We start from the raw sequence: 21,484 nt of genomic DNA, 5'->3' as shown, positions 1-21,484 counted from the left end.
CTCCACTATTGAACTTAAAACATTCTTAATCCATCAGAAAAACTTCCTCTTCTATCGAATTATCTTTAAACCCCTCAAAGGATTCTTTATGGACTCCATTATCATTGACCGCAACCCTGTAGGTCCCCCGAGGAATGGATCCTGAATTTTGCAAATCGCTTACAACCTTTTTCATGACCTTTTCACTGGGGGGTACGTTTTCTTCTTCCATAAATAACATGATGTTGACTCTAAGCATGTCTGCTTCAAATACCTGCGCTTTATACGCTTCTCTTAATCGCTCTACTTTAATGTTCGGGTTTTCCATATAAAGATCATAGACAGGCTTGATTGCCTCATCATCTTTTAAAGAACTTAGAGAGTAGTAAGGGGTCATATAACCGGAACCACCGACATTTTGAAGCGATTCAATGGTCCTTCCACCAACCTCATGTTCCGTGGCCGTCTTTTCAAGATAAGCATCCAGTCGATTAAACTCCTTTTCAAGGACAACTCTGTATAATCCTTCCCGAATCCCTCTCTCTACTTCTCCTTCCTGAGTCCTAACTCCATCTACAATGGTTTCATTTAATGACACAATGGCATATGTATAAAAATGAACCGCCCCTATCGACTCGACAAATACCGTGACCCCATCCACATTCCCTATCAGATTATGGACCTTCACCTCTGTCTTATAGTTTTCAATGAAAAAAGTTTTCACCGCTTGTTCGACTTCTTCACGATGGGCTTCAGCGAGCTTGTCGTTTTCTTCACCGTTGTTCAGTGAGTAGCCCTCTCCTTTGTAATCCTGCGCGCGTTCATATTAATCTTGGACTTGGAGCTGAGGTGTATTGTCTGGACCCGTACATCCTCCAAGGAGCATTGAAATCCCCATGCCGTATGCAGCCCATCTTTTTTCCCGATCATTCTTACATCCTCCCTTCTAATCTCTGACAATCTCATTTGGATACGCCCGCTCTAGAGAATTGTCTTTTACACCCTCAAATGATTCTTTATGTACTCGATTGTCATTAATGAACACACTATAGGTCCCTTTAGGAATTCCGTCCATCCTCTCGATATCTCCCGTGATTCTATTAAATAATTCCTCGCTGGGTTCAGCGTCTTTCTCTTCCATAAACAGCATGATGGAAACTCTAAGATTGTCTGCGCTGAATTTTTCTTCATTGAATGCTTCCCGCAACTGTTTTACCGATGCTTGCGGGTTACTCAAGTACAACTCATACGCAGGCAGGATCGCTTCATCATCAATGGGAGACGCCCCGATGAAATAATAGGCGGTCATATAACCAGCCCCACCAACGTTCCTAAGAGATTCAACCGTACGACCAACAACCTCCTCTTCGGCAACGATCTTATCAAGATACTCATCAAGACGATCAAACTCTTCATCAAAAATGATCCTGTATAATCCATCCGCAATTCCACTCTCCACCTGCCCTTTCTGTGAAAAAACGCGATTCGTACTCACTTTCTCTCCATCGAACGGAATCACCGCATATGTGTAAAAGTGGAGCGGTCCTTCAGATTCAACATACACTGTTGCTCCATCCACATTCCCTACGAGATTATGGACCTTCACCTCTGTCTTATACTCCTCCAGAAAGAACGCCTTTACTTCCTTTTCAATCTTCTCTTTATTAGCATCAGCGATTTTATCGTTTTCAGATCCCTGATTCAGGAAGTAACCTTCTCCTATATAGTCCTGAACCCGTTCATATTGGGTGTTCGGGTTCACTTTAGGAGCTTCTTCTATTTCAACACAACCGCTTACTAGCAGAAGCATGGTAGCATATGTGATAATCGTTTTCTTTTTCAATCTTCATCACTCCATTATAAAACAAACCCCATGTCCCCTACCGAGGGAATTGTTTTTTCACCTGTAAAGCTATCCTTATACACCTTATTATCATCAAGGTAGAAACCATCCAAATCCTCTAGATCATTTGACACTTAGAGAAATAGTTCCTCACTTGGTGAAGCATCCTTTACCTACATGAATAGTCGAATATTTATTAACAGAATTTTAGAAGAAAACCATCCCCCCTTACATTTTCCAGGAACTCCCCTATTTTTCCTACGATCTCCCTTTCAGAAACAATTGCTTCTAAATAGCGATCCAGCTTATTCGACGATGTTATGAACTGTGACGTTTGTTTCATGTTTTTCAGGGAAAAATCTTTGAACTCTTTTACCATTTCCCCACGATTGGATTATTATGTCGGTTTCTTTTCTATTGGGGAGGGTGTATCCTTGTCCATTATAATCCTAGACGCTTACATGTCCACCTTCCTCTCCCCCTTCCTGAGAAGAAACGCCACATCCTCCGAGCAGCAAGAAAATGAAAGAAATACAAATGATCCATTCTCCAGTTTTATTCATACCTATGTAACTCCCTGAATAACTTTTGTAGTACTTCTTTATTGTAAAAGATAGTGTAAAATATTAACAGTTTGAGAGATTTCAAGTTTTTGTTCCTAAAAGGATTTGAAATAGAAGAGAAATAAGGAATATTACTAACGTGGGAATGAGATGAATAGTGAAGTTTTACTGAAAAGGGTCCCGTAATCGATTAAGGATTGAAGGAACTCTATTGAATCAGAAGTTCTATCCGATCATCCTTCTCCCATGGTCAATATTTCAAGTGACAAGAATACACGAGGAAAGCAGATTACATTACATAATCAACTTTTACACGAGCTTCTTAAGTACAGAGATAATTCCTTTGGACTGAGGTTCATTTTGAGTGGCTTTAACTGCGGAACGATAGCTTTTTTCAAGTGAATCTTGTTATAAACAAATAAAAAAAGAGAAGCAAAAGGTCCGTCCCTCGCTTCTCTTAAAACAAATTAAGATACATTCTTCTCGATCGCATCTTCCTTTTTTGATGAAAGATCGATGGTGGAGATGGCTTTCCAAATCGTAAAACCTGAATATAAAAGGAGTAAAATTCCCGGGATGATGAACATCAATGCACCGTTCTTCGAATTCATGAAGTTCATGAAGTATCCTATATAGGGAATCGTGAACCCTTTGTATTCTGCCACTACATTTTCAGATAGCACAGGTTCAAGGTCCGGAGCGTCATTATTGTCCCCTTTTGTTTTATACATCACATGTTCTCCGCTCTTTATTACTTCCAAAACCCGGTGAGTGATGAGAATGTTCTCTTTCTCTTTAAATGTAATGACATCGCCTTCTTTAAAACGGGTCATGTCTCCTCCGGGCTTCACCGCAATGATTGATCCCGTTTGGATATCAGGTTCCATTGACCCTGATAACACTGTCTTTATTTGATAGCCCATGAATTGGGGTTCTCCACCGGCTGCCTTGGATGAAACAACAACGAATATCATCATGAACAATACAGCATACAGAACGACCGATATACTCGTACTTAGTATTCTTTTTGCTAGCTTCATTTTTTATCAACCTTACCTTTCTTTTACTCTTGATTACTAGTTTTATCAGGTGATGCTGGAGATGGTTCTTCTTGCTCTTCTTCCTTGGCTGGCGGCGCTTCTGAACTTTGGACACTAGCTCCTGTAATTTCGGGTTGTGCATCCTCTTCTGGTTCTGGCTCAGCATGGACTGCTGGCTGCTCAGGTTCTTGCTTTTCCTCTACCTGTGGTGGAGTTTCTTTCTCGATGTTCTCTTTACTTTGATCAGTAGTTGTGTCAGGTTCGGTTACTTCCTGTTCTTCTTTTTTGTCTATTTCTTCTGGTGGCACAGGTTTACTTTCATCTCCGCCCTTATCAGGGGATTTTGGTGTTTCTTGGTCGCACTTTATAGTAATTGTTTCACTCCATAATTCATGTCTGGTGTCTTCTTTATTTCCGTGTCCTGGGCGTTGAAGGGCTTTGAATTTATAAGATCCTGGCTTAGTTGTGTTAAAGACGATCTTGTCAGTTCCACCTTCGGGTATAGGTTGAATCTTCCCACTACTTATTTTGACTCCAAATTTCATAGGGTTTTTCCCACCAGGTTCATGGAATACTTCATATTCTGTAGTACCTTGCATAGTACTCCCTTTATTCACAATTCTGGTTGAAATGTCAATTGGAGAACACGCCTTTACTACTCTATCTTTTTGATCAGGGAAGCTTAAAGAACTCTTATCCCAAATACTCCAAGTTCCTGCAGTGATTACACCGGTTATATGGTCTTTATCGTTAAAGTAGGCGCCGGTACTGCCGTCTATGAATGAACTCGTAATGGTAGTGGCATACCAGATGGCCATTAGTTGACAGAGGAGCTTCCACTTCTTTGTTGGGGTTTTGTGTTTTCTTGTTCTTGAGTATCTTATGGAGATCACATCCTTTAAACCTGTGATAATACATTAAATTTCTGCAGAAGATAGACCATAATATTTCTATCTTCTGCAGAAAGCTAATTTGGATATTATTTAAGAAAGGTGGGCGGGGACCCACCTTTCTTATAAGCTAATTTATCGAGCTACACCGGCACCTTGCTTGCCATTAAATGTCCATTCAAGTACTAATGTATCACCTTGGAATTTGTTTTGGTCTTGATTATTTTCAACAAATTCATATTGAACATAAAGTTTATCAGATGTTCCTGCTCCAAGTTTCCCACCACGTTCACCTAGGTATTGACTCCAAAAATTACCAGCTATTACATCTGGATCCATTCCTTTTAAATCTGAAAGAGTAGTTGACCAAATTGGTAAATCCACTTTGTCTGCATTAAGCAAGAAATTCACTCTAATATGGTCTCCAAAATCTTCTCCACCATTGTCACCTTCTGCATCAGTCACTGTGTAATCAGTTATTAAGTCAATCGTAGCAATGTCAAGAGTACCACCGTTTATTAAATCAAAAGAACGAAGCATAGTATCACCTGGTTTAATATTATCAACATTGATGATTGTTGTCGGATCTACACTTAAATCTAATGTACCAGCTGCAAACGTCGCGTTAGCTTCTGCACTATCACTAAAGTACGCATATGTACCTCCCCCAACCAATGCCAATCCAAGTGCCGCTGATGCTACGCCTAAACCTAATTTTTGTTTAATGCCCATTTCAAAATTCCTCCTCGTTTTCACCTATTGTTTTTGGTTCGTTTCAAAGTTCGTTTTGTTCTCTTTAACGAACCTTACACTTGAAGTATAAGACAAATGTTATGGATTGAAAAACTTCAAATCCGGTCGTTTATTCTTTAAAAAGAACAAAAAACGTTGCATCTCTCTATTTTTCTCTTTATATCTTATTATTTTATTTATTATCGAGAAAAACGTTCTTTATAATGCACAATTAACTCCCGAGGGATTTAAGGGGACAGGTTCTCCGGCTCCCTATTCTTAACGTCTTGTTTGAAACTCCCGCCTTACTCAAACTTCGTCATCTGTTTTCCGTTGGCGTGGAGTATCTTCTAAGCATAAGTCATGGTTAGATTGAGACATGTAATATTTAAATAGCGTGACGGCTTTGGTTTTAATATTTGAAAATAGGTTAAGGGAAAGTTCTGTATCGAGATGGCTCTCATTTTTGCCATATTCATAGATGCTTGTCCATCTGCTATGAAAAACGTTCTTTACGGGACCTACTTCTAGAGGGCTTTGGTGGATGTAAAGGTGAATTGAGGTTAGTTCTAAATATCACTCAACATTAGTTCTACAAATCCAGCATTCCACCTTCCAAATGTAGGAATCCTTTTAATCATTTATTATGAAAAAAAGGAGCCAAGAGAATCATCCCCTTTGGCTCCTTTACTAATCCACATCAATCCATATACTTTAAAACCTCTCCAACGACTGCTTCATTAATCCCCCCACCAATCTGATGAACTTCTGAAGAAGTCTTACCTTCAATAGTATCAATTTGAGATCTTTCTAAACCTTTTTGTGAAACGAGCAGTACTGGTACGCCAAGTTTAGACGCAAGCGGACCCGCAGATAAGGCGTCAACCAGCTTGGCTGTTTCGGATTTGGCTATTAAAATGGTTGGATAGTGATTTTCTGTGTAGAATTTTTCTATCACTTTCGCATTCGTATCATGACGGGATAGTCCGCTGATACGGTTGCCCTCCACATTCTTCGTTGTGATGCTATTCATCTCTTTCATGATGGCTGAATCAAGTACCGCTGCTCCCCCGATAAAGTGAGCGTTCGATAAATCTTCTGATTTCAACCAGTCATAGGTAGCTTTCGGAACAGACTTTTTTTCTGAAAGAATAATCGGTTGTTTCACCTTTCCAGATTGAGCCGCAATCGACAGTGCATCCGGCTCTCCTCTTCCATAAGCAAGATACGCTTCCGTCACATCGACTGATTTATCCAGCTGTTTTGCAATGAGTAAAGAGGTTTCGTAGCGATCTTTTCCGCCAATACGGGAAACACTATAACCCAGCTTCACAAGTGATCCTTTTACCTCATCGGAAATAACCCCGCTACCCCCGATTAATACAATTTTCTTCGTGCCAAGTCGTTTTAATTCTGCTTCTGTTTCTGCCGGCAGCGTCCCCTTTGTTGTCAGGAGAATAGGTGCGTCATGTGCAGAAGCTAGTGGAGTGGCAGTTAACCCATCCGCAATCGCTCCCCCATTGACTAAAAATACTGTAGTTGAGGTATCCCAACCCTGCTTCGATACTTCTACGGCGGTTGAATACCTCGTTGTGCCGATTAGGGTTTTCAGTTGAGGTTTTTCTTTTTCAACTTGTACTTTACTAACGGCACTCTTGTTACCTGCTTGGTCTTCTGCATGCACGCTGATTTCGGTGCCTGCTTTTTGTTTACTTTTGGCAATCGTAAATTCACCGTTACTTTTCGCCGAAGTTTTCCCGATTTCCGTTGAACCAGTACTCGCATAGACCGTGGAATTGGCTTCCGCTTTTCCTGTAATCGAAGTGGACTGATCCCCTACTGGATTCACAGACGGCTTCGCTGGGGCGGTTTTATCTTCGACAGTAACTTTTACTGTTTCACTCTGGTTTCCTGCACCATCCGCTGCATATACACTTATTTCGATACCTACTTTTTGCTTACTGATTGTAATGGAATAAGCACCACTACTGTTAGTCGTTGCTCGGCCCAGCTCTGTTGAACCCACTTTTGCAACCACTATAGAGCTCGCTTCTGCTTTTCCTGTGATGGCAGTCGAGTTGTCTCCTACCGGGTTAACGGTCGGTTTCGCTGGCGCTGTCTTATCTTCAACCTTTACGATTGTCACTTCACCTTGGTTACCAGCTGCATCTACTGCATACACACTGATCTCCGTGCCTGCTTTTTGCTTGCTGATCGCCAAAGTAAAATCCCCTGTGCCGTTTGCAGATGTCTTTCCAATCTCTGTTGATCCTACTTTTGCATACACAGTTGCGTTTATTTCCGCTTTTCCTGTAATCGAAGTGGACTGATCTCCTACTGGATTCACAGTCGGCTTTGCTGGTGCTGTTTTATCTTCGACAGTAATTTTTACTGTTTCACTCTGGTTTCCTGCACCATCCGCTGCATATACACTTATTTCGGTACCTACTTTTTGTTTACTGATTGTAATGGTATATTCACCACTACTGTTAGTCGTTGCTCGGCCCAGCTCTGTTGAACCCACTTTTGCAACCACCTTAGAGCTCGCTTCTGCTTTTCCTGTGATGGTAGTCGAGTTGTCTCCTACCGGGTTTACGGTTGGTTTCGCTGGCGCTGTTTTGTCTTTTACCGTCACCACTGCTGATCCACTTTGGTTTCCTGCTCCATCGATGGCATAAACGCTTAATTCCGATCCCGCTTTTTGTTTAGGGATTCCGACTGTGAATGATCCATCACTCGTTGAAGACCCGATGATTTCGGGTCCGGCTTTGACCTCTACCGTCGCCCCTGCTTCCGCTTTTCCAGTCACGGAGGTGTGGCGATCGGTTACTTCGTTCACAGTTGGAACATCTGGACCTGTCCCGTCCATTACCGTAATAGTCGTTGCTTTACTTGTGGCGTCACCGTCTGTCACGGTTACCCATAATGTCGTCCCTGCAGGTTGTTTCGAAATATCGATATTAAAACTCCCCCAATAAGGATATCCACTCCCAATGACTTCTTGTCCATTGCTAACTTCAATGTAACTGTCATCATCTGTTTCAACTGTTCCACTTACATATGTAGAGTAGTCATATACTTGTGAAACTTGAGGCGGGGCTACATACCTTGCCACTCCGACTGCTTCTCTCGCATTCACCCGGCCATGGCCGTAGAAGTAATCCTTCCCGGATGCTCCAAGGTCATCCGCCGAAGCGTATAGTCTGTCTGCTACCTGATCATTTGTCAGATCAGGTTCATTCGCTAAAATAAGTGCGGCCACTCCAGCCACTACCGGAGAAGCCATGGAAGTCCCATCCATCCATCCGTACTCAGAATCCGGCAATGTCGATAAGATTGAAGACCCTGGTGCCGCGATATCAATGTCATATCCATAGTTAGAAAAACCTGATTTAGTATCATACTCAGTAGTCGACGCGACTGAGATGACATTAGAATAAGAAGAAGGATAATGTGAATCACTTGTATTGTCATTACCTGCCGCTGCAATCACCACTACTCCATTATCGTACGCATATTGAATCGCATCATTATAAACACTGCTATAATAATAATTTCCTAAACTCATATTAATGATGTCAGCACCGTTATTCACGGCATAATAAATACCCTCGATGACATCGGAAGAATAGGCAGATTCTTCATTAAAAAAAGCATCGATAGGCATAATGCTCGTCTCTGGTGCAACACCAGCCAATCCCATCCAGTTATCCATGGAACTTCCTATTATGCCTGCTACATGGGTACCATGATCACCTTTAGTCATGGTTGTTGTGTTGTAAACGGTATCATATGGAGCGACAATCCGCCCCGCAAATTCCGGATGATCCACATCCACACCATTATCAATTACAGCTACCACTACATCAGAAGAACCCTTTGTTTGATCCCACGTTCTCTCTGATTCGATGTTTTGGTGATGCCATTGAAGACTGTAATAAGAGTCATTCGGTACGTGGTTCAATTTAATCAAGTGATCAGGTTCCGCATACTCTACATCACTATCATTCTCTAAATCCTTTATAAAAGATTCCACATCCTGCCCGTCAGGGACATCTACTGTCACAATCGGAGCGGCATCATTTTCTTGATTTGCCAACACCTCATACCCCTCAATAGCTGCTTTCTCCACTGGCTTTTTCAACTTCACAATCACTCGTTCTGCTAATTTATCACCTGAAGCAGCAGCAGTATCTCCATTTGCCTTTGCTACTTCAGTAGAATAAAAAGGCATACAAAATAAACCTAAAACCACCATCAAAATCAAAACTTTTTTCATACATAATCCCCTTTTAAAATAGTGTATAGTCAACCCAATGTCACAAAGAAAAAAGTACAGTACCGCAACTGTAACCTTTTATAAAAATAGGAATTTTTTGGTCGTGAATATATAATACTTTTATCCTATAAATTTAGCAATACGTGATTGTGATAACTTCATAATCATCCTCTAATACATAAAACGGGACCAATAATAGTTAAAGGTGTTAACACCTGACCACGAAAAGGCTGGTTCTGCTAGAAAGTCATTATGGTTTTAACCAATTTTTATTAGATGGAACTTTGACCAGTTTCTTGCTTTCTTTAAGCAATACCAATAGATTTTCCAAAATATAAATAAATTAATATTTTTTCTTGTAATATTTTGAAATACTTACAAAATTTTATTGTTTAATCTAAAAGAACTATTACAAAAGGGGGATTTATTTATGAAAGCAAAATTACGAAACGAAGCAGGTGTCACAAAGGAGGTTAAAATTGGATTCAGCTGGACTACATTCTTTTTTGGATTTTTCCCAGCACTTATTAGAGGAGATTTAAAATGGGCAGCGATTATGTTTATCACTGCTGCAATAGTTGGAGCGTTTACTTTTGGGTTTGGAGCTTGGATTCCTGGAATAATATTTTCTTTTGTATATAATAAGATTTTCATTAAAGATCTACTTGAAAAAGGCTACCGCCCTGCAGATGAACAAACCCAAACAGAACTCCAATCCAGAGGAATTATTTCACCACTTTCTAAAGCCGTATAAAAGATTAAAAGCTGATTATTTTGTAATCAGCTTTTTTATTTTAAATATAATTGAATAAATTTACGCGGCTTTGTAAAAAGTTGAAAATGATTTAATAGGCTAAGGAATCTGCAATTGAAGCACTTACCCCTAGCAAGAAATCAGAAGGTCTTTTTTCAAAATCTTATTACTATAGGAGAAGATGTCGTACAACAAAGAATCATTTATCTCTCATTTCTTATATTAATTATATTGAGCGCTTGTTCTAATTACGAAGAAGTTTCTACAAATAAAGTACAAGAAAAACCACAACTAGAGGAACGCCCAAAACAAATAGTCAAAGAAGTAAAAATAATTAATTCAGAAGAGAAAGAAGAAGAAACAACTAAACTATGCAACTAACTATAACATAAAATGGTAATTCATTTTAAGAGCACTTATTCCCCCACACATATGCCAACTCCATTAAATATTGTAAATTGTCCAAGAAGCTGTTTTCTTATTATTCCCTCCCCGTCCCATATGCCTATATTATCTTTCTCTCTCATATAGTAGAGTAATCAACTAAAAAAGGGGTGAACCATATGAAAAAAGTGATTTCACTGACGTATTTATTCGGGGTTGTGTTTTTATTGGCAAGTGCACTTTATTTTTTCGCTTCTAACTGGCAGGTGTTTTCGCGGCTTGAGAAAGTGGCTTTGGCGGGATTTTTGGTTGTATTGTTCTATGGGGCAGCTTTTCTGTTGGACCGTGTGTTAAAGGGGGCCCACTTCCTTTCAAACTGGCTGATGGTCAGCGGGGTGATTTCCTTCGGCTTGTCCGTCGCCTTACTCGGGCAGCTGTACAATTCCCATGCGGACAGTTTCTTGCTGTTCCTTGTCTGGTCTATTCCGGCGCTTTTATTCAGCTTGAACACAAGGTATAGCGGATTTTACGTATTAACCCATATCCTCATCCATTTGACGATTTATTTTTATCTGTTCCCTTCATCTCCATTCGGGCACTGGACACTCGCCCATACATGGATCGCGTTTGGAGTAGGAATTCTTAACACTCTCTTATTTTTGATCATTAAAAAAGGCTACCTTGCATCAAAGCCGCTCCTTTATCTGAGCCTTATCTCAGCCAATCTCCTCCTTATGGTCACAGCATTCGATAACGAGTATTCCGTTTTCTTTACCCTGTTTTATGTTTTCATCCTGGCCGTTGGCGTGTACAGGTACTTTCATAAAGAAACATCCATCTTCATCATCCTTTCGATGTTTGGAACAGGCTTTATCATCATCAAAATGTTCGAGTTGATGGCAAGGTATGTATCCAGCCTTTTCTTTGTCGGTCTCTTATTTGCCGCCGTTCTGTTACTAACGGGAAGTGTTTTTCTTGTGAACTATTTACGGAAGCATTCCTCTTCCCGTCATTGGACAAAGATAATCTTCATTGCAAGTGTCACGACCATCGCCTCTGTTTTCATCGTGGCGTCTGTTTTCGGACTGCTTTCATTGCTCATGGTCGATGTCTCAATGGTCACTCTATTTGTATTCGCGACGGTATTTCTCGTCATCCCAAGCACGTTGACCAGCTGGCCGTCTCCTGTAAAGTATTCACTCATGATGACCGGTATCATCATCGGGATGACAGCAAGTGTGTTTGATGAATTTTCGTTTGTGATGTTTCTCGTTCTGGCCTATGTGTTTTATGTTGAGAAACGGTCCGCTGCGAGGTTTGTATTCTACTTACTCTTTCAATTGAACACAGCAATCTTCTTGGGCCAAACCCTGGATCTAGGTACCCATCCCCTCCTTGTCTTGATGACGCTCTTGAATGTTGCCGTGTACCTTGCTACTTATAAAAAATATATCCTACAATATGGAGCGTTTCTCATTGGCTTCCTTGCCTTTTTCTCGTTAACTACAATCGTCCTTTCATTAACGCTTCATATTGTCTATACCGCTCTGTTTTTTCTGACCGCGACAGGCTGCGTCTATTACTTCAAAAAGCAGGACCGCACCTTCTATTGGGTTTCATCGCTGGTATTCTGGTTCATGCTTATCGTCCAGCTGTATTATGATCTGGCCTGGAAGCTCGTCCATAAATCCCTGCTTTTAGCCGTGTTGGGAATCCTCTTCTTAATGATGGCGGTTTATCTGGATAGGAAAGTTGGTTCTGATCAGAAATCACACTCAATGCTTGCCGGTAAGAGACTCGGAATCATTCTGATCATACTTCTTCAAGCGGGATGGGTTGGGTACCAGGTTTATTCCAACGAGACCCTTTTAAAAAATGGGGAAACGATCGTACTGGAACTTCAACCTGTCGATCCGAGATCTCTCCTCCAGGGTGACTATGTGGAATTGAATTACACGATTTCTCAGCTTGAAGACACCTCCATTGAAGACAACGGACCCATCACTATTGTGTTGCGCAAAAATGCACAAGGCATCCATGAACATGTGGGTATTTATCGCTTTAACGAGAAATGGAATACTCCTTACGAAAAGAAACCCGGTGATGTCCTACTCAACGGAAAAGTTACAAACTCATGGGACAACAACGCCCAGATCACATATGGAATCGAACATTTCTTCATCCCGGAAGGAACCGGGCTGGATGTTGAGGGGAAAGTGAAGGCTGCAGTGGTGAAGGTAAGTGATAAGGGGAATGGGATTTTGGTGCGGTTAAGGGACTAGGCTGCGGTGGGACTAAGGGGCCTGTCCCTTGTCTCTTCCATGAATCAAAAAGGTGGACTAATAAGGAGAATGCTGCTTATTAGCCCACCTTTATTTCATTAAGCTCGGTTGCGGGGACGGGGGGACAAGGTGCCTGTCCCCCCGTCCCACCATCACCCAAACGGCGTATCCGACAGTTTAATAGATTCCGTCGGACAGTCTTCATATGCTTCTTCCACGTCTTCCATGAATTCTTCTGGAATGGGTGTTGTCCCTTTGTTATCATCCAACAAGACAAATGCCAGTCCTTCTTCGTCGTAGTCGTATACTTCAGGGGAGGATACTCCGCATGATCCGCAGGCAATACAGGTTTCCTGGTCTATGATCGTGTATTTACCCATATTCAATCTCCTTTACGCTTTGATGGTTTCTTTCTTATCCGTTTGCCCCATCACGCTTGTACTATGTAATGGCTGCACGCGTGCACTGGGATCGACATATTGTTTGGCATGGCTTACGGCTACAGGTGCCTCGCCGAACCCGGTGGCGATCAGTTTGATTTTCCCTTGATAGGTGGCGATATCGCCGACGGCAAAGATCCCTTTTATATCCGTCTCCATTTTATAATCGACGACAATTGAATTCTTCTCGATTTGAAGCTCCCAGTCTTTTATGGGACCAAGTGAAGAAATGAAACCGTAATTGACAAGAACATCATCCACATCAACAATTTCAGTCCGCTCCTCCTTCGCGTGGTGAAGGATGACGCTGCGAATCGTGGAGCTCTCTGTATTCATTTCAGCTACATTGTAGGGGGTCATGATTCTGACACTTGAATTCATTAGCTGCTGAACGCTGTGTTCATGGGCTCTGAACTTATCCCGTCTATGAACGAGTGTTACCTCGCTGGCAATCGGCTCAAGCATATTCGCCCAATCGACCGCTGAATCCCCGCCTCCGCAGACCATCACTTTCCTGTCTTTGAAGCGTTGTAGATCATTAACGAAATAATGAAGGTTCTGATATTCCTCGTCTAACCCTTCGATTCCCAGCGGGCGTGGCTTGAATGCCCCCGCACCTGCTGTGACGATGATGGTTTTGGTATGGTGGACTTCCCCATTATTCGCCGTTAATAAAAAAGACCCATCAGGAAGCCTTTCCACTTTTTCCACAGTCTGACCCAGACTTACAGAAGGATTGAACTGAAAGGCTTGCTCCTTTAAGCCGTCAACTAAATCCTTCGCAAGCACTTTAGGGAACCCTGCTACATCATAAATATATTTTTCCGGGTATAGCGCCGACAGCTGGCCTCCTAATTCAGGCATACTTTCAATGATCTTCACGCTCATCTGCCGCATCCCTGCGTAAAAAGCCGTAAATAATCCTGTCGGTCCTCCCCCGATGATTGTGACATCAAAAACTGGACCTTTTTCCATACACTCAAACCCCTTTTCTTCAACGTTGTTTGACCTATAACTTCTTTAACAAAAGAAGCAAGTCTGTCTCTACCGCTGCATTGCCTGGCAGGGAACTGACTCCCACTGCACATCTGGCATGCTTCCCATTTTCCCCGAACAAATCAACCAGCAGATCGGATGAACCATTGATCACCTTCGGAACATCTGGAAAACCTGCTTCACAACTGACATATCCTGTGACTTTCACGACACGTTCGATAAGGCTGAAGCATCCCAATACATCCTTCACGATTGCCAGCTGATTAAGTGTCGTCAACCGCGCGGCCTCGTATCCTTCCTCTATCGATACATCCACTCCAACCCTTCCTTTGTAGGGGAGATCTCCATTCCACTTACAGGTCACCCCGCTGACGAATAAAAATGGATCCGCTCGTACCGACCCTAAGTAATGCCCCGACGGTTTAGGCTTTTCGGGCAGGATCAGTCCCATTTCTTCAAGCCTGTCTTCAACCTTTATCAATTGTTTCTCCACATCGATCTTCCTTCCTGGCGAGTGCCATTAAATCAAGAAGCAGCAGATTATGATGTTTGCAAAAGCGTTTCCCTTCTATTTTTGAATGTACTTGGTTGATGGGAATAGAACACATTGAGGTTTGCCTGTTTATCGCAAAAAGAACATTTCACACCCTCCGGAGCCTTGCGGATATGAGGGACATCCAATATTTCAATTGCCTTCGTCACATGTTTTTTACACGTCCACATTTGCTACACCTCTTTCATTTAATGTGTTTCGTCTTATTTATTGACTACTTGTTTTTGGATTTTATCCGGCTTTCTTTTCTTCACAACCTTTGTTGTTTCTTCATCCCAGGAAATCGTGACATCCCCATCCGTGACAAATGTTTGGCACCCTAAGCGATATCCTTTTTCAAGCCATTCTTCGCCGAGCTTTCTCCGTTCCTGAACCTTCACGTTGTCCAGGTTCTCAGCTCCCTCTTCGATCTTGCAAAGGCAGCTTCCGCAAATCCCCCCACCGCATTTGTTAGGAAGATCGCCATCGTATCGTAAGGACATTCGTAATATATTTGAGTTTTCAGGTACATCCAGAACTTTTCCACTTGTAGAATAATTGATTTTAGGCATCGAGTATTCCTCCCTTGATCCTTCTTGGTATACAATATACCACAAACGAAATATTCTGACAATATATTTTTAGTCATTTCTCGCTTTTCTGAATTTTAATTTGAATAACGAATGCTCTACTGCTATACTTTTCGGTATACAAAATTCCATCAAAACGAAAGGAAGGATTCCATCATGTTAAAAGTAGGATTAATCGGGTACGGCGCGATCGGGAAAGATGTTGTCTCCTATATAAAGGAAGATAAGGTAGAGGGGGCAGAGGTGCACGCGATTCTAGTAAGGAACTCAGAGCAATATGAAGAATTAAAGACTGAGAGTTTCATGGTGAGGGATAGCGAGGAAACCTTCTTCTCTTCCGGACTGGACGTAATCATAGAATGTGCGGGCCATGATGCTGTCTATCAATATGCAGTGAAATCCCTATCAACGGGCAGTCACTTTATAACGGTATCTGTAGGAGCGTTCTCTGATGTGGAGCTATATGAGGAAGTCGTCGAAGCAGCAAGGAAGTATGGCCGTAAATTGATTCTTCCTTCAGCTGCCATAGGAGGCTTGGACCGCATCGCTGCGTCCTCCATCAATGAGCTGGATGAAGTAAAGCTCATTACCCGCAAACCACCGGAGGCATGGAGAGGAACGGTCGCTGAAGCAAAAGTAGATTTAGATACCATCAAGGAAGAATTTACAATCTATGAAGGTACAGCCCGTGAATCTGCTAAACTCTTTCCGCAGAGTACGAATGTTTCTGCTGCCCTCAGCATTGCCGGGGTAGGGTTTGATCAAACGAAGGTACAGGTACTGGTAGACCCGGGAGTGAAGAATAATACCCATCAGATCGTAGCAAAGGGATACTTCGGCGAGGTGGAACTGACCATCCAGAATACCCCGTCGGCAGACAATCCTAAATCGGGCTACATTGTAGCCATGAGCATTTGCAAAGCCTTGAATAACCTTACTTCCCCTGTTGTCATTGGGATTTGAGTCCACTTCCACAAAAAAAGACTGTGTCTCATCATTCAGACACAGTCCCTCTTTATTTTTTCTTCACTTTTTCTTTTTGCTTTTCGATGAAATGGATATAGGCTTTTTTGGAATTTTCAATGTGGATCTTCGTTAAGAATTCGGCCATATCCGCTTCTTTATCCCTTACCGCTTTCATGATTTGGATATGCTCCTTTAAGGATTCCTTCCTGCGTCCCGGGGTTTCGTATCCCATACTGGCAGACATCTGAATATAATCGGTCAACCCGGAAAGGATTTGGAAAAGCTTCGGGCTTTTGGCGGCTTTATAGAGGAGGAGGTTCATCTCGATATGTTCCGTATCGATCCCTTCTCCCTCACCTTTTTCCAACGCTTCCAGCTTTTCGATCTTCTCATTGAACTCTTGTTGTATGTCGTCATCCATTTTCTGCGCGGCAAGCTTTGCAGCCAAGACCTCGAGTGAAGAAAGAATCGTAAACACTTCGATGACTTCCTCTTCAGATATATTGGAAACAATGACGCCTTTTCTAGGGACTGTCTTGACGAAGCCTTGAGATTCAAGCCGGAACAGTGCTTCACGAATCGGGGTCCGGCTGATATTCAGTTTACTTGCCACTTCCCTCTCGATCAGGCGGTCACCTGGCTTGTATTCTCCGCCCAGAATCAAATCTTTTAAATAAATATATGCACGCTCACGGATTGAAAGTAATTCCTCTTCTTCCCACTTCATTTCATTATCCCCTTCTCCGATATAAAATCACTTGTTTATCTATTTTATCAAAGACTCTGTCATTTTTATATTATTAAGATATTTTTGACGTTACTTATGATGGAAAGGGCGCTTGTAACGCAAAACTAAGATATTTAGAGAATAAAACTTTAGTTTTTATCCATCTCAAATTTCTTTTCTTGAAAATCACCTGCCAAGTTGGCACATTTGCCTTAAAAACCTTCACTTTCTGCTGATTATCCTCTGAAATGTAGACCATTTTAGTTGTTGTTGTGCCACTTTCTAGCAAACTTGTGCCAAATTGTGGACGACAATAACCATTATCGTTTACACGCAAGCACCATCCCCAACCCCAGCCACATAAAAAAATGCAAAAATCACTTTCTAAAAATGCAAAAACGATCAAGCTGAACTTGATCGCCTTCCATTAATTCGATAAAAAGATTCCTCCATAAAATAGTGCACATACAATCACAAGTGCCGGATGGACCTTAAGCTTTTTCATGACTAGAAAGCCTGCAGCAGTCAGGATCACAAGATGCAATACTCCGCTTTTTTCAAAGGCGGACAGGAAGAATTGATATGCCAGTACCCCGAGTAAAATGGCAATGACGGGCTGTACGGATAGTGTCATCAGCTTTACCTGCGGGGAATCCTTGAAAAGGTTCACGAATTTGAAAAGGATGATGACGGCGATCGCTGATGGAAGAATGGTTGCTGCAAGGGCAATCACCATCCCCAACACGCCTCCCATTTCATAGCCGATGAACCCTGCCATCTTCGTCGCGATCGGTCCGGGCAGGACGTTTGCAATCGCGAACAGATCCCCGAACTCGCCCAGGGTCATCCATTCATAGCGGTTGACCACTTCGTTCTGAATCAATGGAATCGTTGATGGCCCGCCGCCATACCCAAGGAGATTCGAGATGAAAAACGCCCAGAAAATATCCCAATAGATCATACGCTCTTTTCCTTTCTTGGCTCATACATGTCTTCAGACACTTCTTTCCTCCGGTTCTTATATGCGGCCACGATAAAGGCTCCAAGTAGGCAAGCCCCGATCATGATTCCCGGATGTAGATTCAGGAACTGGATCAGTACAAGGGAAACGCCACCCAGCCCAAATGCGATGGGCAGCCCGAGACCTTTACGTGCCTTGTCTGCGAACTTGTACGCCATCTCAAGCAGCATGATCCCGATGATCGGCGTCACTCCCTGCACCATTCCCCCTACAATCGGGGACGTCCGGTACTTGTAAAGGAGACCGAGCATGAATAACATTCCAAACAAAGAAGGAAGGATATGGGCCAGGATCGCTACTGCCGCTCCCAGGTTACCATTCACTTTGTATCCGATATACGCAGCCATCTTCGTAGCGATCGGACCCGGCAGCGTGTTGGCAAGTGCCAGGGTCTGGCCGAACTCATCCTCTGTCATCCATTCGTATTTCTTCACTGCTTCATATTCGATCAATGGTATGGTGGAGGGTCCTCCCCCATATCCGGTCACTCCCGTTCTTGCAAAACCAACCGTAAGGTCCAAATAAGATTTCATGCCTACTCCTTCTTTCATTATTTTATCGTCAGGACCTCGGCTGCAATGACTTATTTCTTAATATCTGCATCTGTTACGACGTCATGATCCTTTAAGTGGGACTGCAATGCTTTCAGCGCAGCTGTTCCGACAGCCGTATCCTGTTCACCGTTACCGCCGCTGACCCCGATGCCGCCGATGACTTCACCATCCACTACGATCGGAAATCCTCCGACAAATACCGCAAACTTCCCTGGGAGCATCTGCTGGATACCAAATGCTTCATTCCCCGGCAATACAGGCCCGTTCGGTTCCTTGTTAAATAAATGAGTGGAACGCTTATGCCCCGCTGCCGTAAACGCTTTGGCAATCGCGATGTCGGGACCGGTGATCCGGGCGCCGTTCATACGTTCAAGGGCAATCACATGTCCTCCGTCATCGACAACTGCGATGGTTTCAAGTACATTGATTTCTTCTGATTTTCTTTTTGCCTCTTCTATGATTACTTTTGCTTCTTCGAGTTGGAGTCTTAGTACAGTTTTCATATCGTCGTTACCCCCAGAGAATTTTAGTATCCTATATATACGGTCTTGATTTGAGTGAAGAAATCGAGTCCTGCTCTTCCAGATTCACGGAAGGTGGACGTACTTGACCTCTTGATGCCGCCAAATGGAGCGTTCATCAGGTTACCGGTCGTTGTCCGATTCACTTTCACGGTGCCGGCTTTGATATCTTTCGTGAACTGTTGGGCCGTTTTTAAGTTATTGGTCACAATCGATGCGGACAGACCGTATTCAACGTCGTTGGCCACTTTGATCGCTTCAGCATAATCAGAAACCTCGATCACCGCGATGACAGGACCGAAGATTTCTTCTTTCGCAATCCTCATGGAAGGATCGACCTCCGTAAAGATCGCCGGACGAACGTAATAGCCCTTTGCATAATCGCCTTCCGTTACATGCTCTCCCCCGTACAGTAAGTCGGCTCCCTCTTCTTTACCGATTTCAATGTATTTCAACACATTCGTCAATTGCTTCTCACTCGCCAACGGACAAACCGTGATCCCTTCTTCAAATCCGTTACCGATCTTTAGGTTCTTTGTTTTTTCCACCAAAGCACTGAGGAATTTCTCTTTGACCTCTTTCATCACGATGACACGACTGGTTCCCGTACAGGCCTGACCACTTAGATTGTAGCCGCCATTCACTGTCAATTTAGCTGCAAGCTCGATATCGGCATCTTCCATCACAATCAATGGATTCTTCCCGCCAAGCTCCATCTGTGTTCTCGTATCGAAGGAAACATTACGATGAATGCGTTCCCCGGCGCCAGTAGATCCTGTAAACGTCACAGCCTTCACTGCTGGATGGTCGACCAGGCTGTCACCTATTTCACGGGAGTTCCCCGTTACAAAATTAAGTACCCCATCCGGAAGTCCGGCGTGTACCAAAGCTTCCACTAATCGATAAGCAACCAATGGCGTTTCAGAGGATGGCTTGAATACAACCGTATTTCCTGTGATCAATGCAGGCGCTATTTTACGGGCAGGTATCGATAATGGAAAGTTCCAAGGAGTGATGACGGTGATGACACCAAGCGGCTCAAGCTTCGATGATACATCCATGTTGGGATCATCCTGGGGAAAGGTCTCTCCGCTTTGGCTTTGACCTTCGACCGCATAATATTTCAGGGTTTCAGCAGATCTCAGCACTTCCCCACGGGCAGCCCCGATCGGCTTCCCTTCTTCCTGAGTCAATTCCTTTGCAAATTGATCTACATGGTCGATCAAATATTGAGCTGCCTTGTTAAGGATCGCTGCCCTCTTGGAAGGCGCCGTATCAGACCAGGAAGGAAAAGCGGCATCCGCAGATTCAATGGCCCTTTTCACGTCCTCTTGTGTCGACGCCTGGAAGACACCGACCACTTCTTCTTTATTGGCCGGGTTAAGGCTGACAAACGTTTTTTCACTGGAGGAATCCTCCCATTGACCATTAATGTAGTTTTTGTATAATTCGGCTTTTGCTACTAGCACTCGAAACATCCTTTCCTATTCATTTCTCGGATATGATGAACAAATGGCAGTTCCCATACCAGGAAACTGCCACTTATGCATTTTTTACAATGTTCTAAGTATCTTAAGCCTGTACAAGAGCACCTAAATCTTTTTCAAGATACTCTTTCCATAATCCGTCCATGTACATGCGGCGCATTTTCGCTCCTACACGCACAATCTCCAGGCATTCCTGCTGAAGTTCCGGCGTATCAGCATGCTCCAACACGATTTTGTATCCACGCTCTCCATGGATTTCATCCGATACGATGTGCAGGTCGAAGAATTCGATTTCTTCATCTGTGAATCCGTATTTTTCACGAAGGACCGGCGTTTGTTTACGATAAATATCAGGTACTTGTGATTCCAAACCTACTACTAATGCTGCCGTTGCCACTACGAAGTTTTCACGTGCCGCCACTGAATAGCACCAGCTTTGCAGTCCAAGAGTCGTTGCAGCCATATTCTTCGGATCTCTTACTCGATCGCCTGTCGTTCCACACGCTTCAGCAAAACGGATCAACAAGTCGGTATGGCGATCTGCGGCGATTTCTTCTTCATACATATTTTGAAGGGTGAAATCTTTCGCGTCTTCGAATTTTGGATGATCAGGCGTATTGTGATAGATATACGAAAGATAGTTCGCGAAAGGCCCAACATAGTGGTAATGGTTTTCAGCCCATTTTGCAAAGTGCTTTCTCTCGAGCTTCCCTTCTGCCCAAGCAGTTGTAAAAGGAGCCTTTTGACTATGATTTCCCTTGATTGCCTCTTCCAGCTCTTTACGGAATTCATCTTTAGATAATAGTTTTGTCATGATCATTCTCCTCCTAAAAGTATGCTGCAGTTGATCTGCACATTGTATTGTGTATTTTGTATACCAAATAGTGTTGAAAAAACAACCATA

At 42.9% G+C, this 21,484-nt stretch carries 20 protein-coding genes and 1 pseudogene; 4 read left to right on the top strand and 17 right to left on the bottom strand.

Annotated features, from left to right (window positions below; translation table 11 throughout):
• Positions 1-25: 25 nt before the first annotated feature.
• The 6 genes and pseudogenes from ACFQWC_RS20375 to ACFQWC_RS20350 form a co-directional block, all read right to left on the bottom strand.
• A pseudogene (locus tag ACFQWC_RS20375) lies at positions 26-784 on the bottom strand (DUF1672 family protein); the annotation flags it as partial.
• A 141-nt stretch (positions 785-925) separates the two neighbouring features.
• Positions 926-1,822 (bottom strand): DUF1672 family protein, encoded by an 897-nt coding sequence (locus ACFQWC_RS20370; RefSeq protein WP_377108954.1) that lies wholly within the window; start codon positions 1,820-1,822, stop codon positions 926-928.
• A 1,030-nt stretch (positions 1,823-2,852) separates the two neighbouring features.
• Complete coding sequence (gene sipW, locus ACFQWC_RS20365) at positions 2,853-3,425, bottom strand: signal peptidase I SipW (RefSeq protein ID WP_377108953.1); 573 nt, start codon at positions 3,423-3,425, stop codon at positions 2,853-2,855.
• Positions 3,426-3,448: 23 nt separating this feature from the next.
• The gene (tapA, locus tag ACFQWC_RS20360; protein WP_377108952.1) at positions 3,449-4,318 is read right to left on the bottom strand and encodes an amyloid fiber anchoring/assembly protein TapA; all 870 of its coding nucleotides are present in this window, start codon (positions 4,316-4,318) and stop codon (positions 3,449-3,451) included.
• Between the two features lie 132 nt (positions 4,319-4,450).
• Complete coding sequence (locus ACFQWC_RS20355) at positions 4,451-5,047, bottom strand: CalY family protein (RefSeq protein ID WP_377108951.1); 597 nt, start codon at positions 5,045-5,047, stop codon at positions 4,451-4,453.
• A 700-nt stretch (positions 5,048-5,747) separates the two neighbouring features.
• A complete protein-coding gene (locus tag ACFQWC_RS20350) occupies positions 5,748-9,326 on the bottom strand; it encodes an Ig-like domain-containing protein (RefSeq protein WP_377108950.1) in 3,579 nt (1,192 codons plus the stop codon).
• Positions 9,327-9,756: 430 nt separating this feature from the next.
• Here ACFQWC_RS20350 and ACFQWC_RS20345 point away from each other — a divergent pair, with 430 nt between their 5' ends.
• From ACFQWC_RS20345 to ACFQWC_RS20335, 3 genes are all read left to right on the top strand, one after another.
• On the top strand, positions 9,757-10,080 hold the full coding sequence (locus ACFQWC_RS20345) for a DUF2628 domain-containing protein (protein ID WP_299744508.1): 324 nt from the start codon (positions 9,757-9,759) through the stop codon (positions 10,078-10,080).
• A gap of 114 nt (positions 10,081-10,194) precedes the next feature.
• Positions 10,195-10,461 (top strand): hypothetical protein, encoded by a 267-nt coding sequence (locus tag ACFQWC_RS20340; protein WP_299744505.1) that lies wholly within the window; start codon positions 10,195-10,197, stop codon positions 10,459-10,461.
• A gap of 182 nt (positions 10,462-10,643) precedes the next feature.
• Positions 10,644-12,746, top strand: a complete 2,103-nt coding sequence (locus ACFQWC_RS20335) for a GDYXXLXY domain-containing protein (RefSeq protein ID WP_377108949.1) — start codon at positions 10,644-10,646, stop codon at positions 12,744-12,746.
• Between the two features lie 152 nt (positions 12,747-12,898).
• Here the strand turns inward: ACFQWC_RS20335 and ACFQWC_RS20330 are convergent, their stop codons facing one another.
• The 4 genes from ACFQWC_RS20330 to ACFQWC_RS20315 form a co-directional block, all read right to left on the bottom strand.
• Positions 12,899-13,126 carry a ferredoxin gene (locus tag ACFQWC_RS20330; RefSeq protein WP_299744499.1) on the bottom strand — a complete coding sequence of 76 codons (228 nt, stop codon included), beginning with the start codon at positions 13,124-13,126 and terminating at the stop codon, positions 12,899-12,901.
• Positions 13,127-13,138: 12 nt separating this feature from the next.
• Complete coding sequence (locus ACFQWC_RS20325) at positions 13,139-14,161, bottom strand: NAD(P)/FAD-dependent oxidoreductase (RefSeq protein WP_377108948.1); 1,023 nt, start codon at positions 14,159-14,161, stop codon at positions 13,139-13,141.
• A gap of 34 nt (positions 14,162-14,195) precedes the next feature.
• On the bottom strand, positions 14,196-14,675 hold the full coding sequence (locus ACFQWC_RS20320; protein WP_377108947.1) for a RidA family protein: 480 nt from the start codon (positions 14,673-14,675) through the stop codon (positions 14,196-14,198).
• A 263-nt stretch (positions 14,676-14,938) separates the two neighbouring features.
• Positions 14,939-15,286: a 2Fe-2S iron-sulfur cluster-binding protein gene (locus ACFQWC_RS20315; RefSeq protein ID WP_044339899.1), complete on the bottom strand. Its 348-nt coding sequence runs from the start codon at positions 15,284-15,286 to the stop codon at positions 14,939-14,941.
• A gap of 174 nt (positions 15,287-15,460) precedes the next feature.
• Between ACFQWC_RS20315 and ACFQWC_RS20310 the strand changes: the two genes are divergently transcribed.
• Entirely contained in the window at positions 15,461-16,267 is an 807-nt protein-coding gene (locus ACFQWC_RS20310) for an aspartate dehydrogenase (RefSeq protein WP_377108946.1), read from the top strand.
• Positions 16,268-16,319: 52 nt separating this feature from the next.
• Here the strand turns inward: ACFQWC_RS20310 and ACFQWC_RS20305 are convergent, their stop codons facing one another.
• The 7 genes from ACFQWC_RS20305 to ACFQWC_RS20275 all read right to left on the bottom strand — a co-directional run bounded on the left by ACFQWC_RS20305 (position 16,320) and on the right by ACFQWC_RS20275 (position 21,394).
• On the bottom strand, positions 16,320-16,997 hold the full coding sequence (locus ACFQWC_RS20305; RefSeq protein ID WP_044339901.1) for a GntR family transcriptional regulator: 678 nt from the start codon (positions 16,995-16,997) through the stop codon (positions 16,320-16,322).
• A 94-nt stretch (positions 16,998-17,091) separates the two neighbouring features.
• Positions 17,092-17,403: a hypothetical protein gene (locus tag ACFQWC_RS20300; RefSeq protein ID WP_377108945.1), complete on the bottom strand. Its 312-nt coding sequence runs from the start codon at positions 17,401-17,403 to the stop codon at positions 17,092-17,094.
• A 21-nt stretch (positions 17,404-17,424) separates the two neighbouring features.
• Positions 17,425-17,958 carry a chromate transporter gene (locus tag ACFQWC_RS20295; RefSeq protein WP_377108944.1) on the bottom strand — a complete coding sequence of 178 codons (534 nt, stop codon included), beginning with the start codon at positions 17,956-17,958 and terminating at the stop codon, positions 17,425-17,427.
• Complete coding sequence (locus ACFQWC_RS20290) at positions 17,955-18,551, bottom strand: chromate transporter (RefSeq protein ID WP_299744481.1); 597 nt, start codon at positions 18,549-18,551, stop codon at positions 17,955-17,957. The genes ACFQWC_RS20295 and ACFQWC_RS20290 overlap by 4 nt, the downstream gene beginning before the upstream one ends.
• 50 nt (positions 18,552-18,601) lie before the next feature.
• Positions 18,602-19,075, bottom strand: coding sequence for a GlcG/HbpS family heme-binding protein (locus ACFQWC_RS20285; RefSeq protein ID WP_299744478.1), 474 nt, complete (start codon positions 19,073-19,075; stop codon positions 18,602-18,604).
• Positions 19,076-19,098: 23 nt separating this feature from the next.
• Entirely contained in the window at positions 19,099-20,571 is a 1,473-nt protein-coding gene (locus ACFQWC_RS20280; RefSeq protein WP_341357060.1) for an aldehyde dehydrogenase family protein, read from the bottom strand.
• A 94-nt stretch (positions 20,572-20,665) separates the two neighbouring features.
• Complete coding sequence (locus ACFQWC_RS20275; protein ID WP_299744472.1) at positions 20,666-21,394, bottom strand: iron-containing redox enzyme family protein; 729 nt, start codon at positions 21,392-21,394, stop codon at positions 20,666-20,668.
• Positions 21,395-21,484 lie beyond the last annotated feature (90 nt).

Origin of the sequence: Rossellomorea sp. GCM10028870 (genome assembly GCF_042666755.1) — a bacterium.
In the GTDB taxonomy this organism is placed as follows: domain Bacteria; phylum Bacillota; class Bacilli; order Bacillales; family Bacillaceae_B; genus Rossellomorea.
The sequence above is the reverse complement of the archived record's forward strand: the minus strand, read 5'-3'. Positions and strand labels throughout refer to the sequence as shown.

Excerpts from the sequence above, each read along its gene's own strand:
- sipW (WP_377108953.1), bottom strand. The coding sequence starts at position 3,425 with ATGAAGCTAGCAAAAAGAATACTAAGTACGAGTATATCGGTCGTTCTG.
- ACFQWC_RS20355 (WP_377108951.1), bottom strand. The coding sequence starts at position 5,047 with ATGGGCATTAAACAAAAATTAGGTTTAGGCGTAGCATCAGCGGCACTT.
- ACFQWC_RS20350 (WP_377108950.1), bottom strand. The coding sequence starts at position 9,326 with ATGAAAAAAGTTTTGATTTTGATGGTGGTTTTAGGTTTATTTTGTATG.
- ACFQWC_RS20345 (WP_299744508.1), top strand. The coding sequence starts at position 9,757 with ATGAAAGCAAAATTACGAAACGAAGCAGGTGTCACAAAGGAGGTTAAA.
- ACFQWC_RS20335 (WP_377108949.1), top strand. The coding sequence starts at position 10,644 with ATGAAAAAAGTGATTTCACTGACGTATTTATTCGGGGTTGTGTTTTTA.
- ACFQWC_RS20330 (WP_299744499.1), bottom strand. The coding sequence starts at position 13,126 with ATGGGTAAATACACGATCATAGACCAGGAAACCTGTATTGCCTGCGGA.
- ACFQWC_RS20325 (WP_377108948.1), bottom strand. The coding sequence starts at position 14,161 with ATGGAAAAAGGTCCAGTTTTTGATGTCACAATCATCGGGGGAGGACCG.
- ACFQWC_RS20315 (WP_044339899.1), bottom strand. The coding sequence starts at position 15,286 with ATGCCTAAAATCAATTATTCTACAAGTGGAAAAGTTCTGGATGTACCT.
- ACFQWC_RS20310 (WP_377108946.1), top strand. The coding sequence starts at position 15,461 with ATGTTAAAAGTAGGATTAATCGGGTACGGCGCGATCGGGAAAGATGTT.
- ACFQWC_RS20305 (WP_044339901.1), bottom strand. The coding sequence starts at position 16,997 with ATGAAGTGGGAAGAAGAGGAATTACTTTCAATCCGTGAGCGTGCATAT.
- ACFQWC_RS20295 (WP_377108944.1), bottom strand. The coding sequence starts at position 17,958 with ATGATCTATTGGGATATTTTCTGGGCGTTTTTCATCTCGAATCTCCTT.
- ACFQWC_RS20290 (WP_299744481.1), bottom strand. The coding sequence starts at position 18,551 with ATGAAATCTTATTTGGACCTTACGGTTGGTTTTGCAAGAACGGGAGTG.
- ACFQWC_RS20285 (WP_299744478.1), bottom strand. The coding sequence starts at position 19,075 with ATGAAAACTGTACTAAGACTCCAACTCGAAGAAGCAAAAGTAATCATA.
- ACFQWC_RS20280 (WP_341357060.1), bottom strand. The coding sequence starts at position 20,571 with ATGTTTCGAGTGCTAGTAGCAAAAGCCGAATTATACAAAAACTACATT.
- ACFQWC_RS20275 (WP_299744472.1), bottom strand. The coding sequence starts at position 21,394 with ATGACAAAACTATTATCTAAAGATGAATTCCGTAAAGAGCTGGAAGAG.